Source organism: Bacillus sp. FSL K6-2431, assembly GCF_038005165.1.
GTDB classification, from domain to species: Bacteria; Bacillota; Bacilli; order Bacillales; family Bacillaceae; genus Bacillus; species Bacillus pumilus.
Genome location: NZ_JBBOSQ010000001.1, coordinates 1,778,572 through 1,794,923, shown reverse-complemented (window position 1 = coordinate 1,794,923; position 16,352 = coordinate 1,778,572). Strand labels below are relative to the sequence as shown.

General features: G+C 43.2%; 15 protein-coding genes. 13 read left to right on the top strand and 2 right to left on the bottom strand.

Annotated features, from left to right (window positions below):
• Positions 1–7 precede the first annotated feature (7 nt).
• The 4 genes from opuAB (at position 8) to MHH40_RS08750 (ending at position 3,444) form a co-directional block, all read left to right on the top strand.
• Complete coding sequence (gene opuAB, locus MHH40_RS08765; RefSeq protein WP_034620780.1) at positions 8–853, top strand: glycine/proline betaine ABC transporter permease subunit OpuAB; 846 nt, start codon at positions 8–10, stop codon at positions 851–853.
• Entirely contained in the window at positions 853–1,734 is an 882-nt protein-coding gene (locus tag MHH40_RS08760) for a glycine betaine ABC transporter substrate-binding protein (protein WP_003217117.1), read from the top strand. The genes opuAB and MHH40_RS08760 overlap by 1 nt, the downstream gene beginning before the upstream one ends.
• Before the next feature lie 39 nt (positions 1,735–1,773).
• Positions 1,774–2,598, top strand: coding sequence for an alpha/beta fold hydrolase (locus tag MHH40_RS08755; protein WP_050943295.1), 825 nt, complete (start codon positions 1,774–1,776; stop codon positions 2,596–2,598).
• 123 nt (positions 2,599–2,721) lie between these two features.
• Positions 2,722–3,444, top strand: a complete 723-nt coding sequence (locus MHH40_RS08750) for an SDR family oxidoreductase (RefSeq protein WP_050943293.1) — start codon at positions 2,722–2,724, stop codon at positions 3,442–3,444.
• Positions 3,445–3,491: 47 nt separating this feature from the next.
• Here the strand turns inward: MHH40_RS08750 and MHH40_RS08745 are convergent, their stop codons facing one another.
• Positions 3,492–4,619 (bottom strand): M20 peptidase aminoacylase family protein, encoded by a 1,128-nt coding sequence (locus tag MHH40_RS08745; RefSeq protein ID WP_050943291.1) that lies wholly within the window; start codon positions 4,617–4,619, stop codon positions 3,492–3,494.
• Positions 4,620–4,772: 153 nt separating this feature from the next.
• On the opposite strand from MHH40_RS08745, the gene MHH40_RS08740 reads away from it, so the two are divergent.
• From MHH40_RS08740 to MHH40_RS08730, 3 genes are all read left to right on the top strand, one after another.
• Positions 4,773–6,203 carry a YfcC family protein gene (locus tag MHH40_RS08740; RefSeq protein WP_050943289.1) on the top strand — a complete coding sequence of 477 codons (1,431 nt, stop codon included), beginning with the start codon at positions 4,773–4,775 and terminating at the stop codon, positions 6,201–6,203.
• 216 nt (positions 6,204–6,419) lie between these two features.
• Positions 6,420–7,367: an L-lactate dehydrogenase gene (locus MHH40_RS08735; RefSeq protein WP_003217251.1), complete on the top strand. Its 948-nt coding sequence runs from the start codon at positions 6,420–6,422 to the stop codon at positions 7,365–7,367.
• Between the two features lie 39 nt (positions 7,368–7,406).
• Complete coding sequence (locus tag MHH40_RS08730; protein WP_050943287.1) at positions 7,407–9,029, top strand: L-lactate permease; 1,623 nt, start codon at positions 7,407–7,409, stop codon at positions 9,027–9,029.
• 238 nt (positions 9,030–9,267) lie between these two features.
• On the opposite strand, the gene MHH40_RS08725 is transcribed toward MHH40_RS08730, so the two are convergent.
• Entirely contained in the window at positions 9,268–10,257 is a 990-nt protein-coding gene (locus MHH40_RS08725) for a LacI family DNA-binding transcriptional regulator (protein WP_003217004.1), read from the bottom strand.
• Between the two features lie 109 nt (positions 10,258–10,366).
• On the opposite strand from MHH40_RS08725, the gene MHH40_RS08720 reads away from it, so the two are divergent.
• The 6 genes from MHH40_RS08720 to MHH40_RS08695 all read left to right on the top strand — a co-directional run bounded on the left by MHH40_RS08720 (position 10,367) and on the right by MHH40_RS08695 (position 16,248).
• Entirely contained in the window at positions 10,367–11,692 is a 1,326-nt protein-coding gene (locus MHH40_RS08720; RefSeq protein WP_050943286.1) for a DegT/DnrJ/EryC1/StrS family aminotransferase, read from the top strand.
• Complete coding sequence (locus MHH40_RS08715) at positions 11,667–12,533, top strand: HAD-IIB family hydrolase (protein WP_050943284.1); 867 nt, start codon at positions 11,667–11,669, stop codon at positions 12,531–12,533. The genes MHH40_RS08720 and MHH40_RS08715 overlap by 26 nt, the downstream gene beginning before the upstream one ends.
• A complete protein-coding gene (locus tag MHH40_RS08710) occupies positions 12,530–13,576 on the top strand; it encodes a Gfo/Idh/MocA family protein (protein WP_050943283.1) in 1,047 nt (348 codons plus the stop codon). Before MHH40_RS08715 ends, MHH40_RS08710 begins: the two co-directional genes overlap by 4 nt.
• Positions 13,577–13,630: 54 nt before the next feature.
• Positions 13,631–14,818 carry an MFS transporter gene (locus MHH40_RS08705; protein WP_050943281.1) on the top strand — a complete coding sequence of 396 codons (1,188 nt, stop codon included), beginning with the start codon at positions 13,631–13,633 and terminating at the stop codon, positions 14,816–14,818.
• Between the two features lie 112 nt (positions 14,819–14,930).
• Entirely contained in the window at positions 14,931–15,560 is a 630-nt protein-coding gene (locus MHH40_RS08700) for a LysE family translocator (protein WP_050943279.1), read from the top strand.
• A 304-nt stretch (positions 15,561–15,864) separates the two neighbouring features.
• Positions 15,865–16,248, top strand: coding sequence for a UPF0715 family protein (locus tag MHH40_RS08695; protein ID WP_050943277.1), 384 nt, complete (start codon positions 15,865–15,867; stop codon positions 16,246–16,248).
• The last annotated feature ends 104 nt before the right edge of the window (positions 16,249–16,352 follow it).

Below are 16,352 nucleotides of genomic sequence, written 5' to 3'. Positions count from 1 at the left end.
GTTTAGTATGAGTGATTTACCTAGAATTCCGTTCGCGGATTACATCGATCAATTTGTTGACTGGTTAACATTAACGTTTGGCGGTTTCTTTGATGGCATCACAAATGGATTAGCAGGTACAGTAAATGGAATTGTGGCAGTACTTGGTGTGATTCCATCCATTATTTTAACCCTTATTTTTGCCGGCATTGCTTGGTGGATCAGTACAAGAGGAATTGCTCTTTTCACACTTATTGGATTCTTGCTGATTGACTATTTAGGCTACTGGCATCCAATGCTTCAAACCCTTGCGCTCGTTTTAACAGCTGTGGTCATTTCCATCGTAATCGGGGTTCCGATCGGTATTTGGGCATCACAGAAGGAAACTGTGCGTAAAATTGTGACACCGATTTTAGATTTAATGCAGACAATGCCTGCATTCGTTTATCTATTACCAGCCATCTTTTTCTTTAACATTGGCGTTGTGCCTGGAGTTGTGGCATCGGTTATTTTCTCTATGCCGCCAACGATTCGTATGACGATTCTCGGTATTAAACAAGTACCAGCTGATTTAATTGAAGCAACAGAAGCATTTGGTTCAACGACATTCCAGCGTTTGTTCAAAGTTCAGCTTCCACTTGCAACAAAAACCATCCTAGCTGGTATTAACCAAAGTATCATGCTTGCTCTATCAATGGTCGTCATTGCGGCAATGGTAGGTGCACCAGGACTTGGTTCAGAAGTATATAGTGCGGTAACGCAGCTGAAAACAGGAATTGGATTTGAAGCAGGTATTGCCATTGTCATTGTGGCAATTACACTTGACCGTATTACACAAAACATTAAAACGAAAAAAACCAGGGGGAATGCTTAATGTGGAAAAAGTCTCTCTACATTGGGATGACCGCCCTGCTTGTCTTTTTACTAGCCGCTTGTGGCGCAAAGTCGGACTCAAATGCGAGTGCAGCACAGCAGGTGAATAAAACCATTATCGGCATTGATCCCGGTTCAGGAATTATGGCGCTAACGGATCAAGCCAAAAAGGATTACGGCTTAGAGGATTGGACGGTTGTGTCTGCATCAAGTGCAGCCATGACTGCAACGCTCAAGAAATCTTACGACCGTAAAAAGCCAATCATCATCACTGGCTGGAATCCACACTGGATGTTTTCTCGATATGATTTAAAATATTTAGAGGACCCAAAGAAATCTTACGGTGAAGCGGAAGAGATTCATACGATTTCACGTAAAGGGTTTGCAAAAGATCAGCCGGATGCCGCCAAAATGCTTGGTCAGTTTAAATGGTCTCAAGATGACATGGGCGAAGTCATGATGGATATCCAAGATGGTATCAATCCAAAGGATGCCGCCGTTAAATATGTGAAGAAACATAAAGACCAAGTAGCGAAATGGACAAAAGGCGTGAAAAAGTCGAATGGTGACAAAGTCAATCTTGCCTACGTTGCGTGGGATAGTGAGATTGCAAGTACCAATGTTGCTGCAGAAGTACTGCGTGAGCTCGGATTTAAAGTGACCTTGACTCAGGTGGAAGCAGGTCCAATGTGGACAGCAATTGCAACTGGAAGTGCGGATGCCTCGTTATCTGCTTGGCTGCCAAATACGCATAAAACGTATGCAGCGAAGTTTAAAGGGAAATATGATGATCTAGGCACAAGTATGAAAGGTCTTCGCATGGGTCTAGTTGTTCCGACATATATGAAGAACGTCAACTCGATTGAGGATTTGAAAAAATAGCCAATTATGATGAGGTTCCCTTATAATAGAAGGGAGCATATGAAAAAGCAGTCTGCTCAAAAAGCGGCTGCTTTTTTCTTATATATAAGGAAGGTGGACGAGTTGTCGATGATGGTTAAGCCAATCATGATTCTCCTGCATGGCGGAGGAGTAAGTAGCTGGATGTGGCAGGAGCAGATAAAAACATTCAAAGAAGCGTATGAATGCTATACGCCTGATCTCATTGGTCACGGGACTAGAGCAGATGAACAGTCCTTTTCCATGCGAGAAAGTGCTCTTGAAGTCATCTCATGGATCAAGCAGCATGCGCACGGACATAAAGTAATACTCGTTGGCTTCTCTCTAGGTGCACAGGTTGCCGTTGAGGTGTTATCAAAAGAGCCTGACATCGTAGACATAGCCGTCATCAATAGCGCTCTTGTAATGCCGCTGCCATGGCTTTACTTGATGGTGAGACCTCTTTTACCTCTTACGTATCCATTATTAAAGAAAGATTGGTTTATCGAGCTCCAAGCTGAAAAAATGGGGCTTCCAAACGATGTACTCAATCACTATGTGGCGGATTCGAAGAATTTGCAGAAGAAAACCCTTCTGACGATGTTTCAAGAAAATCTCCATTACAAGCTCCCAGACACGTTTCAACAAGCGAAGGCACGAATTCTTGTCACAGTGGGGGAAAAGGAAAAAGGCATCATGAAACGGTCAGCAAAGAAAATAACGAATTCACATCCACAGGCAGCAGGTGTCGTCGTTCCCGCTATTGGACATACATTTACGTTTGAGAAGAAAGAACTGTTTATGGATATGGTTCAATGCTTTATAGAGGAACGCGCATTACCAGTGGAATTAAAGGAAATCAAGTAACCGAAAGTAAAGACAGGCATAAAAGAGGCAGCCAAATCTTAGAACCTATATGATAGAGGTATAAAACGCTTACAGATGAGCTACTGTCTGACTGAAAGCTCATGAGACGTAGAAGGAGGAGCTATGAGTAAAAACTATATCATATTCGGTGCAAGTCAAGGATTAGGGGATGCTTTTGTTAAAGGTCTTCCTTCAAGCGGAGATACAGTTTGGATTGTGTCTCGAAGTGAACCGAGCAGTTTGAAATTAGATGACGGTGTACATAGAATTTGGCTGAAAATTGATTTATCAAGCCAATCTCATATCCCATACATGATCGAAGCATTGGGGGACAAAACCATTGATGTCCTGATCTATAACGTCGGCTTATGGGAAAAACGAGGCTTTGAAGATGATTATTCATTTGATCACGATCAGCCAGAGGATATCGCTCATTTAATCAATGTGAACGTCACGTCTACGATTACTTACATCCAAGCACTGCTTCCGCACGTAAGAAAATCGGAGAATGGAAAAATCATCGTGATTGGTTCAACGGCGGGACTTGATCATACAAACCTACCGCAAGTTTCTTTTGTTGCATCTAAATTTGGCCTGCGCGGAATTGTGAATGCACTAAGAGAGCATGTGAGAAAAGATAAAATATCTGTCACCTGTATTAATCCAGGAGAGCTGGCGGCAGAGGTACCATATGAAGATGGTGCCGAAAAAGCCATCGCTCTATATGATGAAACGAGAATTCCTGTACAGGATATAGTAGAGCTTGCGAGATGTGTGATTCATTTATCAAGGGTATCCTGTGTTAAAGAAATCAACGTCCCAGCCATGACAGATTTGAATGCGTAAAACAATCAGACCACCCGTTTAAAGAAAAAACGGGTGGTTTTTTGATTTTATGATGAATGCTGCTGAAGGGTTTGATAAACAGCTTCAGTTAAAATTTCAATGCCGGTAAAAATAGCAGAGCGGTCGAATGTCATATACGGATGATGTAGACCGGGCTTTAGATCACAGCCTAAACCAAGCATCGTGGATTTGATATGCGGAACCTTCGCTGCATAAAAGTGAAAATCCTCTCCGCCTGTCGTTACGATCGGAGGATCAAGCTGTTCTTTCCCTAAAATCTTTTCAATGGCTTGAGACATCATCTGAACGGCTTCCTCATTTAAGGTAGCGGCAGGCAGACGATGATCTGTTGAAAGGGTAATGGAAGCGCCAAAGGCATCTGCTACAGCATGTACGGCTCTTTCAATTTCTTTTTCTAGTTCATCCATCACTTCATTTGTTTGTGCTCTGACATCTAATGTAAAAGAAGCTTTGCCGGGGATGATGTTTGAACTACCTCCGCCAGCATGTAGGTTGGTCATTTTCACAGAATGTGAAACTCTTGGGTCGACATGAATATGCGCGAGTCTTTGCACGAGGGTAGAAGCCACTTCAATGACGTTGACCCCTAGATGCGGGCGTGCACCGTGGGCTTCCTCACCAATAATTGTGCCGATGTAATGATTACTCGATCCATGTAAGATCGCAGGTGCGCAGCGTCCGTTTAATGTTTCTTGAATTGGGCGCACATGCACTCCGTATAAGTAATCAACGTCTGCTAGCACACCTTTTTCAATCATTTTCAGCGCACCGCCGCCTTTTTCCTCAGCAGGCTGAAAAATGAAGCGGATGGTGCCGTTTGGGAGCTCCTTTTCTTTTAATGCCATGAAGGTGCCGAGAGCCATTGTCATGTGTGCATCGTGACCACATGAATGATTGGCTTGAAACTCACCATCTACTTCCTGCCAAAGTGCATCAATATCGGCTCTCACAGCGACCACTGGTGAACCTTCTCCCATTTCACCGATCACTCCTGTACAGTCGTCAAATGTTCGAGTTTGACAGCCCATTTTCTTTAATAAGTCCTCAAGATAAGCCGTCGTATTCGTTTCTTCCCAACTGATTTCAGGGTGGGCGTGCAGGTGATCAAAGATGTCTTTCACCGTTTGCTGCATGTCGTTTGTCAAAGTTGTCATGAATAGCCTCCTTGCTGACAGAAAATCTGTCAAAATATTCTTTTAGTGAAATAATATTGATCTTAAATATCATCAGTGTTTATAATATAACACATCATTTGATTATTCAGAAAATTAAGTGAAATTCCAATCGGGACAAAGGGGTTTTGACACATGAAAACAGCAGCAGTATTACCACCAGAGAAACAAAAAAGAAAACTTCAAATGCCGGATGCGTATGTTCTCTTATTTATCATTGCGCTCATTTGTACCGTTGCAACGTATTTTGTGCCAGCAGGTGAATTTGACCGAAAGACGTCAGGGGAAATTACAACAGCTGTTCCTGGCAGTTATCACCGCATTGATCAATCACCCGTAAGTCCAGTGGGCTTTTTTACAGCCATTCAGGAAGGGATGGTAGGGTCTTCTTCTATTATTTTTCTCATTCTATTTACTGGTGGAACCATAGCCATTTTGGAGAAAACAGGTGCCATTAACGGAATGATTCACCATGTCATCAGCAGATTTCAAACAAAGCAATTATTGTTTATTTGCATTGTTGGAGGATTATTTTCAGTGCTTGGAACGACCGGAATTGTCGTGAACTCTGTTATAGGATTTATTCCAATCGGGATCATTGTGGCAAGATCCTTGAAATGGGATGCTGTGGCAGGAGCTGCGGTCATTTATATCGGCTGTTATGCCGGGTTTAACGCAACCATTTTGTCTCCATCTCCACTGGGGTTATCTCAGACGATTGCAGAGCTGCCGATTTTTTCTGGCATTGGTCTTCGTGTCATTATTTATCTTTGTTTTCTTATATCTAGTATTGTGTACATCTATTTATATACAAGACGCCTAAAGAATAAAGAGAAGGGAAGTCTTCTTGGAGATGAATGGTTTCCTGCGAAGGGATTTGGCGGATCTGATGCAGAATCTGTGGACAAGCCTGCATTTACGGGCAGGCATAAGCTGATTTTAGCAGTGTGTGGATTGTCTCTTGGGGGCTTCTTATATGGCGCGCTTCAGCTTGGCTGGACCGATAAGGAAATGGCAGGAGTCTTCATTTTCATGGCCATTGCTGCTGGATTGCTTGGCGGATTAGCAGCTAATGATATTGCGAAAACGTTTATTGTCGGCTGTCAAAGCCTTGTTTACGGCGCACTCATTGTTGGGATGGCACGCTGCATTTCTGTCATTTTGGAAAACGGTAAGCTGCTTGATACTGTGGTTAATGGCTTGGCGAGTATGCTGACAGGATTTAGTCCAATTGCTGGTGCGATCGGGATGTATATTGCGAGTGCACTTCTTCACTTTTTGATTTCATCAGGATCAGGAGAAGCGGTTGTCTTTATTCCAATTCTTGCGCCGCTGGCTGACTTAATGGGCATCACAAGACAGGTCGCTGTAGAAGCGGTGATGCTTGGTGAAGGGGTGGTTAACTGTATCAATCCGACGTCAGGTGTGCTCATGGCTGTGCTTGCTGCTAGTGGTATTCCTTATGTGAAGTGGCTTCGTTTTATGGTGCCTCTTGCGCTCATTTGGTTTGTCATTGGCCTTGTCTTTATTTGCATCGGCGTGATGATCAACTGGGGACCTTATTAACATGTATAAAGCTGCTGACAATGGCTTGGCAGCTTTTTTCTTGTGGAAATATGCATGGAGACAGCGCTTTGAAAGCACAATAAGAGTGTTCACAAATTCGCTACATATTTTTTTTCAGAAACCCCCTTGAAAAAGTATGTGAAGTGTTGCACAATAAGAATGTGAAATACTTCACATACGAAAAACAACCTAGTTTTACTCAGGAGGATGAGATAAATGACAAACGAAAAAGTAAACAAAGTAGCACTTATTGGAGCAGGTTTTGTAGGTAGCAGTTATGCCTTTACATTAATAAATCAAGTGATCACAGATGAATTGGTTGTCATCGATTTGAATCAAGATAAAGCAATGGGTGACGTCATGGATTTAAACCACGGGAAAGCATTTGCTCCGCATCCGGTGAACACATGGTATGGAGATTATGAGGATTGTAAGGATGCGGACATTGTGTGTATCTGTGCTGGAGCGAACCAAAAGCCAGGTGAAACGAGACTTGACCTTGTTGAAAAAAACTTAAATATATTTAAAGGCATTGTAGACAATGTGATGAAAAGTGGATTCGATGGTATTTTCTTAGTCGCCACAAACCCTGTTGATATTTTAACATATGCGACTTGGAAATTCAGTGGACTGCCAAAAGAGCGAGTGATTGGCAGTGGAACTACACTTGATACTGCAAGATTTAGATACATGCTTAGTGAGTACTTCGACGCAGCGGCACACAATGTGCATGCATACATCATTGGAGAGCATGGCGATACAGAGCTTGCTGTTTGGAGTCATGCGAATATCGGAAGTGTACCGATTACAGAATTAATGAAGAAAAATGATCAATACAAACAAGAAGATTTAGATGAGATGATGGAAAATGTCCGTCATGCCGCTTATCAAATCATTGAGAAAAAAGGCGCTACTTACTACGGCGTAGCGATGAGTTTGGCCCGCATAACAAGAGCGATTCTGCACAATGAAAACAGTATTTTGACTGTCAGCACTTACTTAGATGGAGAGTACGGAGCAGAAGATGTCTACATTGGTGTACCTGCCCTTGTGAATCGAAATGGCGCAACAGAAGTGATAGAGCTTGCACTGAATGATACAGAAAAAGAACAATTCGCGCACAGTGTGAATGTGTTAAAAGAGATTTTGGCTCCTCATTTTTAATCAAAAGCAACCTATCTGAGCAGAAAAGGATGAATCACTATGTGGCAGCAAATATATAATCCGTTTGGTAATGAGTTCGTGAGTGCATTGGTAGCAATGCTTCCAATTTTGTTTTTCCTACTTGCATTAACCGTATTTAAGTTAAAAGGTGTTTTAGCCGCTTGTTTTACCTTAATCGTCAGTTTTGTAACAGCGGTTTTCTTCTTTCATATGCCAATTGAAAAAGCATTATCTGCTGTGCTGCTCGGTATATCTAATGGGCTGTGGCCGATTGGATATATCGTCATCATGGCGGTGTGGCTCTATAAAATTGCTGTGAAATCTGGTAAATTCGATGTTATTCGTTCTAGTATTGCAGGAATCTCTCAAGATCAACGTCTTCAGCTCTTATTAATTGGTTTTAGTTTTAACGCATTTTTAGAGGGAGCCGCTGGGTTTGGTGTACCGATTGCGATTAGTGCCGCTCTCTTAACAGAGCTTGGGTTTAAACCGCTGAAAGCTGCGATGCTCTGCTTAATTGCCAATGCTGCGTCTGGCGCATTTGGTGCTGTGGGTATCCCAGTCATTACAGGGGCGCAAATGGGCAATATGACGCCGCTTGCATTATCTCAAACCCTTGTGTTTACGATTCCGTTTATTTCATTCTGTATTCCGTTCCTACTCATTCTCATTGTGGACGGATTCAAAGGGATTAAAGAAACGCTCCCTGCCTTGCTTGTTGTGAGTGGAAGCTATGCCATTTTGCAAGCTGTCACAATGGTGACAATGGGTCCTGAGCTTGCCAATATTATTTCAGCTTTAGCAAGTATGGGGATTTTGGCTTTATTTCTTCGAAAATGGCAGCCGAAACATATTTATCGTGAAGAAGGGGCACCAGACATTGAACAGAAACAAACGTATCGCGGTGTTGAAGTGCTGAAAGCATGGTCTCCATTCTATATTTTAACTGCCGTGATTACGGTATGGAGTCTGCCAGCATTTAAAGCATTGTTTGCTGTAGGAGGCCCGCTCAACTGGACAACCATTTTAGTAAAAATGCCATTTTTGCATCAGCAAATTGTGAAATTACCACCAATTGCACAAACAGCAACACCTATTGATGCGATCTTTAAAATTGATGTGATCAGTGCAACGGGTACTGCCATTCTAATTGCGGTGATGCTGACAGGTTTGTTTAGCAGACATATTACATTAACAGAAGGCGCTGCCTGCTTAAAAGCATCAGTGAAAGAGCTTTGGGTACCAGTTCTCACTATTTGTTTTGTCATGGGCTTTGCCAACTTGGCGAACTTCGCTGGACTAAGTTCAGCCATTGGGCTTGCACTTGCCAAAACAGGCGATTTGTTCCCGCTTGTCAGCCCAGTGCTTGGCTGGATCGGGGTGTTTATTACAGGATCTGTCGTGAGTAACAACGCCTTATTCGGTAACCTTCAAGCGGTCACTGCTTCTCAAATCGGCTCACAAGCAGGTTTGTTAATCGGAGCAAATACAACAGGCGGGGTCATGGCGAAATTAATTTCTCCACAATCTATCGCCATTGCTACAGCAGCAGTTGGAGAAACAGGTAAAGAATCTGAGCTCTTCCAAAAGACTGTGAAGTACAGCTTCATCCTGCTCGGCATAGTGTGTGTATGGACATTCATTCTTGCTCAATTTATATAGGTTTAAAAAAAGACTGAGACAGCTCTCAGTCACAGCGTGTAGACAAACCTTCGCATTCTTTGTCAGGCCTGTGCTCCGGTGCTCACGAATGTCAAATTCGCTCCGCTCCGTTGCTCGTCCTTCCTAGACTGCAAAGGTTTTCTATCACGCTGAAAAAAGGAAAACAAAGGGCTAAAATAAAGATCATTTTAGCCCTTTGTCACCAAAAAAGACTGAGACAGCTCTTAGTCTTTTTTGTTTATGTCGATTCCCTTGTCACGAGCCGGGTAGGCAGCTGGATATGTTCACGCTGTAATGGTTTTTGGTCTTGCAGGATCTCGATTATTTGCTGCACAGACCGCTGGCCAAGCTCTACGATCGGGATGTCGATTGTGGTGATCGTTGGAGCCGTCACCTCGCAAATGTCTTGATTGTCATAGCCAATCACCGCTAGATCCTTAGGAATTTGATAACCGTATGAAATGGCCTGTTTAATGAGTCCTGCTGCGACTTGATCATTACCGGTGAAAATGGCATCAGGTGCATTCTTCATGTCATGGATGACATCCATTAAGCGAAAACCGTCTTCAATGGTGAAGGCCTCGCCGAACAGCCAATCGTCATGCAGCGGCAAGCCGTGTGCAGAAAGAGCATCGAGATAGCCCTGTTTCCTTTGTTTCTGTGCTTCACTGCTTTCTGTATCAAAGCAAAACCCGATCGATTTCCGCCCCGACTGAATCAAGTAGTCAACTGCTTTATAGGCAGCTTCCCGCTCATCGTATCCAATAATCGGGATGTCTGCTGTTTGATGATATTCATTCGCCATGACAATAGGGCCGTTCGTTAAAAATGGCTCGATCTTTTCCCACGGATTTTCTAATGCCCCTAATATGACCCCATCTACTTCTCTTCTTTTTAATAATTGAAGCCCTTCAAGCTCTAATGATTCCTGATAAAACGTCTGAAGCACGATGGCTTTATAGCCTTGATCCAGTGCTTCTTTTGAAATTCCTTTAATGAATTGTGCAAAAAAAGGATGGTCCACAGCCGGGACAGACACAGCAATGGTTTTTGTCTGATGTGAACGAAGGGTGCGAGCCGCTGAACTCGGTGTATATTCCATTTCTTTCATCACCTGTAAAATGAGCTGGCGCTTTTCCTCTGACACATATGGATGATGATTCAGCACTCTGGAAACGGTGGTGGTTGAAACCCCGCAGCGTTTGGCAATTTCATAAATTGTACACATATTAACAAATCCTTTACACAAAGTTATTGTTCTGAAATCGATAACATCATTTACAATGTGAAACAAGTTAAATATTAACAAATGGAATTGATTAATTGGAGGGAATGGAATGCAAATATTGACGAAGATATCAGGTAAAAGCAAGGATTATCTTCCTTTGCTGGATATGATCAATCAAGGTGTTCAAGTAAAGTCTGATTCAGTTGAAAAGCATCTAGCAAATGAAAAGCTGGTGACGTTCCTCGAGCAAGATATAGGGCACACAGGATTGGAAAAAATTCTCTTCCATTATAAACAAAATAAGGAAAAAAAGATACCGTTTCTGCCAGTCGATAAACTGATTTCAGAGGATGAGATCGATGACATTATGCAGGTGTTGAAAGAAGTATTGAGTTCTGGCCGTTTTACTTCAGGGCCATATATCCCGGCGTTTGAAAAGCAGCTCGCTGAGTACTTAGGGAAGAAATATGTCATTGCCACGTCAAGTGGAACAGATGCCCTAATGATCAGCCTTATATCAGCAGGTGTCACTCCAGGAGATGAGGTCATTTTGCCAGCGAATAGCTTTGCTGCAACAGAAAATGCAGTGCTTGCAATTGGAGCTGCTCCAGTCTATGCCGATATTGATCCAGATACTTACTGCTTGGCACCGAGTGAAATAGAGAAGCATATCACAGATCAAACGGCATGCATTCTTCCGGTTCATTTATATGGAAAACAAGCGGATATGAAGGCCATTTCGGCGATTGCGAAAAAGCATGGGCTGAAAATCATTGAAGATGGCTGTCAGGCAATTGGCAGCACTGGCCTTGGAGCATATGGAGATGGGCTTGTTCTCAGCTTTAATCCATACAAAAATCTTGGTGTCTGCGGCAAGGCCGGAGCCATCGCGACAAATGATGAAGCCTTAGCGGAAAAATGCATGGAGATCAGCTATCACGGCTTTGAAGTAGGAAAGAAAAATGTCAAACGCAGTGACTATGGCTTTAATTCGAAAATTGATAATTTGCAGGCAGCGATCGGACTCGAACGTATGAAGTATTTAGGATTACAAAACTTTAAACGTTTCTACTTAGCAAAGCGATACATTGACCAGCTGCAAACGCTTGAGGAAGAAGGATACTTGAAGCTTCCGAAGCTAACGGATGACCACGTCTGGCATCTGTTCCCGATTAGAGTGCTGAAGGGAGGGCGAGATGAGCTTGCAACGAGATTGCTGAAAATGGGCATAGAAACGGATGTTTATTACCCGATTCTATCGCATCAGCATCAAACAAATCTTGTTTCTCAAAAGTATAAACAAACGACACTTCCACAAACGGAAAAAGCAGCACAGGAATTACTTCACTTGCCGCTGTATCCAGGCATGCCGCTGCAAGATCAGGAGAAGGTCATCGAGGGGGTTCATCATGTTATCAAGTCTTCCATTCAATAAAAAGCTGCTGAATCAGCCGGATAATCCGAAGTGGATCGTCTTCTGTGACTTTGATGAAACCTATTATTCTCACGAAATGACAGAGGAGCAGAGAGAGGATGTCAAGCGGCTGGAAGCCTTTGTGGCAGAAAAGAGTGAAGCAGGACAGCTCATGCTTGGCTGGGTCACGGGAAGTAGCCTCGATTCTGTCACAAGTAAAATGGAAACAGGCGGTTTTTATCAATTCCCGCATTTTATTGCGTCGAACTTAGGGACTGAGATTGTGTATACATCGTATGCTCGTTTTGGACAGCCAGATGCGGAGTGGATGAAGCGGCTGGATGCACAGGGCTTCTCAGATGAAAAAATTGAAGACATCCTCGAAACCATACGTGAAAAGGGAATTCATCTCAGACCGCAAACGCAGCTGGGCAGCTCAGGGTATAAGAAGAATTTCTATTATCAGGAGCAGGATGAACGGACAGATCTTCATCATCTATCATTCATCCAAACACTTGCCAAAGAGCGCGGGGTGGCGGTCAACATCAACAAATGCAATCCGCTTGCAGGAGACCCTGCTGATTGCTATGATGTCGATTTTTTACCAGTCGGCACAGGGAAGGATGAAATTGTCCGCTTTATGCTGAAGCAATATGATTTATCGAAAGGTCAAGGCTTTGCCTTTGGAGATAGTGGGAACGATTTGCGGATGCTTCAATCCGTCACGCACGGTTTCCTCGTCCAAAATGCGACGGCCGAAGCCAAGCGGCACCATCATCAAATTTGTCATCATGGGTATGCAAAAGGAATCTATGAAACACTGAAAACAGTGATGTATAAACATGAGGAGGCACATTCATGAAGAAAATTGGAATTGTTGGAGCAGGGAATATTGCAAAAGCACATGCAAGAGCATTATCAACGATCAAAGGTGCAGAGTTATCAGGTGTTTATGATTTACACGAGTCAGTTGCACAGGGATTCATTAAACAGTATGGCGGACGCGTGTATTCAAGTATCGAAACTTTAGCAGATGCATCTGATGGGTTGATCATTGCCTCCCCTAATTTTTGTCACAAAGACCATGCCCTTCAGGCACTAAGAGCAGGACAGCCCATTTTATGTGAAAAGCCGATGGCTGTGTCGCTGAAGGAAGCGGAGGAAATGGTGGAGACAGCCAAACAGTTCCAGGTTCAAGCCAGTATGGGCTTTAACTATCGTTACTTATCCTTTGTGAATATTTTGAAGAACTTGATTGCCAATGGTGAATTAGGCCGCATTTTGACTGTCAGGACTCATTTTAAGAAAAACAGTGCCCTCAGAAGAAAGACATTTTCATGGAGAGACAGCGGTGAGAGTCTGCGTACGAGCGGTGCATTAGGGGATCTGGGCATTCATTTAATTGATATGCTGTGGTACTTATTTGGCAGTGACATGAAGAAAGAATCACTTAATACGAAGATGCTGACACATGTAAAGGAAAAAGAAGAGAAAAAGGTGCAGGTGGATGATCATACCGAAATTTTCGGTCAGATGGAGAATCAAGTGTTCTTTCACTTGGTCACATCCAAAAGCACGCAGCCTGAGGAATGCGGATTTAGTGTTGAAGTCGTTGGTCATGACAAGGTATTCAAATACCATACGAACATGAAAAACGAATACGAGATCAGTGATGGCTTGTGTGTGGAGCGTCATCAAATGCCGCAAACCTTGCTGACAGATCCGCCAAACGAATTTTACGGATGGTCTGATACGTTCCGTGATCAGCTGATGCACTGGGTGAATACAGATCCATATCCATCTCATATGAAAGTCGCTGATTTTGTAGACGGGTATCGCGCGCAAGCTGCGCTTAATACGTGCTTCGAGAGGGAAGAGGCTGTCGAGTCTGCCCAGACATATTAAAGAGGTGGAGCGGAGGATGTCAAAACTCCGCTCCTTTTTAGAGGAAGTGAAAAGATGAAAAAAGTATTTTATTTTGGCTGTGTCTTTTATTTTTTTATTGGGACCATTCATGTGTTTTTTGGCAGCTTAACTCCTTATTTACTGTCTAGTTATGATAAGGGTCCTGGGGAATTATCTTCTTTAATCTTTTTTCAGTTTATTGGTTTTTTGACAGGGGTTCTTTTATCCCCCATCCTTGTGAGGAAAAAAGGCTACGGCGCTGTTCTGACCATGGGTCTTTTGCTGATGATCGGGTCACTTCTGCTTGGGCTTTTGGTTCCTGGCTGGTCAACACTTGTGCTGGCAGGTTTTTTTCTTGGGAGCGGGGCAGGCAGTCTTGAGACAACAGCCGGAGCGTATGTGATTTCGATGGCAAACAGTGCGAAGCGAATTAGCATCATGGAGGTCTTCTTTGGGTTAGGAGCACTGTTATTTCCACTTGTGATTTTACTAACTGTCAATGAACAGACGTGGCACTATGTGTTTTTATTTCAAGTCGGTGCACTGACATTCTTCCTTATGCTCTGGCTTGCCTTCATGAACAAATTGCCTAGTGGACAGATGACTGCTCCTTCCAATGGGGTAAGAAAACCGTCCTTACTTGTTGATCGAAACAATCGAATCATTGTGGTGATCATGATTTGCTTTGCCTTTTTCTACGCAGGAATTGAAACGAACTTTGCGAACTTTTTGCCGTCGATCATGCTGGAGAAGGGAGGAGACAATTGGGGTCTCTTTGCGGTCTCTACCTTTTGGACAGCGATCGTCATTGGCAGAACTGTCATTGCGAGAAAAGCTGATAAGTTGCACCCGCTGCGTTTTTTAAAGCTAAGCGCAGCACTCATGATTCTGCTGCTCGTTGTATTTGCCCTGACAACCCACATCGCCGCGCAGCTGCTTCTCATCTTTTTCATCGGTCTGTGTGCAGCTGGTATGTTCCCAATCGCACTGACTGCATCTGCATTAATGATTGAAAATGCCATCGACGAGGCCACAAGCTACTTTATTGCAGCCGCAAGTTTAGGCGGAGCCTGCTTGTCCTTCTTGATCGGCTTTAGTCTTGAATGGGCAGGAGCAGCAAGTGCCGTCTTTGTTTTCGCCTTCTTAGCTGTTCTTCTGTTTGCAGCTGCGATTCAAATGAAACGTGCTACGAAAAAGGAAACGGTCCTGCCGCAACAATCGGCGCTGAAAGCCGATCGTTAAGCAATATCCAATGTCTCCTTGAATCCACCTGAAAAGATGGCAAAGGACTTGTACTAAACCATAGAACGTTTGAATAATATGTACAAGTCAGCATCAAAAGGAGGACGTCTATGTGGCGGTGTTTTTTGGTTATATCTTTTTAGGGTTGTCACTTTCAGCGCCTGTTGGGCCAGTCAATGCAGCTCAAATCGACAGAGGGATTAAAAGTGGATTTTGGCACGCGTGGATTTTTGGTGTGGGGGCAATGGCTGCGGATATTGTCTATATGCTCCTCATTTATTTTGGTGTCGCCCAGCTTTTGACCGCACCTCTTGTGAAAACCTTTTTGTGGCTGTTCGGCTTTTTTGTTCTGACCTATACCGGCATTGAGAGCCTGCGTAAAATCAATTTGCAGGAGAGTCCGAAAAAGGATGGAGGAAACACTTCGGTGGGTCAGTCATTTATGACGGGGTTTTTCATTTCTCTTTCCAATCCGCTCAGTATTTTATTTTGGCTTGGCATCTATGGCAGTATTTTGGCCAATACGATCGAAAAATATGGGACATCCCAATTGCTCATGTATAGTATGGCTATTTTTATCGGCATGCTGATTTGGGATTTCAGTATGGCACTGCTTGCTAGTTCGTTTCGGCGTTATTTAAGTGAACGTGTCTTACATGGCTTATCCGTGCTTGCAGGCTTATCTTTACTTGGTTTCGGCGTCTATTTTGGTTATCAAGGGATCATGGCATTGATTGGGTAGAAAAACAGACTGATACATTCAGTCTGTTTCAGCGTGTAGACAAACCCTCGCATTCGGTGTCGTCCTGCGTGCCGGTGCTCACGAATCTTCAATTCGCTCCGCTCCGGTACTCGTCCTTCCTAGACTGCAAAGGTTTTCTATCACGCTGAAAAGAAGACAAAGGGCTAAAATAAAGATCATTTTAGCCCTTTGTCAACAATCTAAAACAGACTGATACATTCAGTCTGTTTTTTTGTAAGGATTGACAGACATAACACATTCTTGAATAATGGTGAGATATAAAATGGATTCAAGGAGCTTTGCCATGCGTATTTTTCTTCCAGTATTCAACTATTTGTGCATGCTGATCTTATCAGTCATCACAGCAACATTCGTATATACCATGCTATTTATCCCGACTGAATCAGGCTTTGGTTATGTGGAGATGACAAGTCTGCTGATTTTAATCGCTTATGTAGTGTTTGCTACACCGATTCAGCTTGTTTTACACCGGTATCCTAGAAGGTTCCGAGGCCGAGACTTACTTATTTATTTTCTTGCGGCGTGGGTGGTTTGTTCTGCGTTAGCGTTATGGATTGATTATGGACTGGTCGTGTTCATTAGCTACAAAGTCTATCTGTTTAGCTTTTGCTCAGCCTTCATTTATTGGGTGCTCGATTCTGTCTTTTTGATGAAGAACCGATCATAGGGATGATAAAAAAGTGCTCTATTAAAAGAAGCAGAATGGAGTGAAAGACACACAGCTCAATTTATTTGAACGAGAACATCCACCTCTTGAATGCGCAAGGAAAG

Coding starts and splice junctions, on each gene's coding strand:
- opuAB (WP_034620780.1), top strand. CDS start 8: ATGAGTGATTTACCTAGAATTCCGTTCGCGGATTACATCGATCAATTT.
- MHH40_RS08760 (WP_003217117.1), top strand. CDS start 853: ATGTGGAAAAAGTCTCTCTACATTGGGATGACCGCCCTGCTTGTCTTT.
- MHH40_RS08755 (WP_050943295.1), top strand. CDS start 1,774: ATGAAAAAGCAGTCTGCTCAAAAAGCGGCTGCTTTTTTCTTATATATA.
- MHH40_RS08750 (WP_050943293.1), top strand. CDS start 2,722: ATGAGTAAAAACTATATCATATTCGGTGCAAGTCAAGGATTAGGGGAT.
- MHH40_RS08745 (WP_050943291.1), bottom strand. CDS start 4,619: ATGACAACTTTGACAAACGACATGCAGCAAACGGTGAAAGACATCTTT.
- MHH40_RS08740 (WP_050943289.1), top strand. CDS start 4,773: ATGAAAACAGCAGCAGTATTACCACCAGAGAAACAAAAAAGAAAACTT.
- MHH40_RS08735 (WP_003217251.1), top strand. CDS start 6,420: ATGACAAACGAAAAAGTAAACAAAGTAGCACTTATTGGAGCAGGTTTT.
- MHH40_RS08730 (WP_050943287.1), top strand. CDS start 7,407: ATGTGGCAGCAAATATATAATCCGTTTGGTAATGAGTTCGTGAGTGCA.
- MHH40_RS08725 (WP_003217004.1), bottom strand. CDS start 10,257: ATGTGTACAATTTATGAAATTGCCAAACGCTGCGGGGTTTCAACCACC.
- MHH40_RS08720 (WP_050943286.1), top strand. CDS start 10,367: ATGCAAATATTGACGAAGATATCAGGTAAAAGCAAGGATTATCTTCCT.
- MHH40_RS08715 (WP_050943284.1), top strand. CDS start 11,667: ATGTTATCAAGTCTTCCATTCAATAAAAAGCTGCTGAATCAGCCGGAT.
- MHH40_RS08710 (WP_050943283.1), top strand. CDS start 12,530: ATGAAGAAAATTGGAATTGTTGGAGCAGGGAATATTGCAAAAGCACAT.
- MHH40_RS08705 (WP_050943281.1), top strand. CDS start 13,631: ATGAAAAAAGTATTTTATTTTGGCTGTGTCTTTTATTTTTTTATTGGG.
- MHH40_RS08695 (WP_050943277.1), top strand. CDS start 15,865: ATGCGTATTTTTCTTCCAGTATTCAACTATTTGTGCATGCTGATCTTA.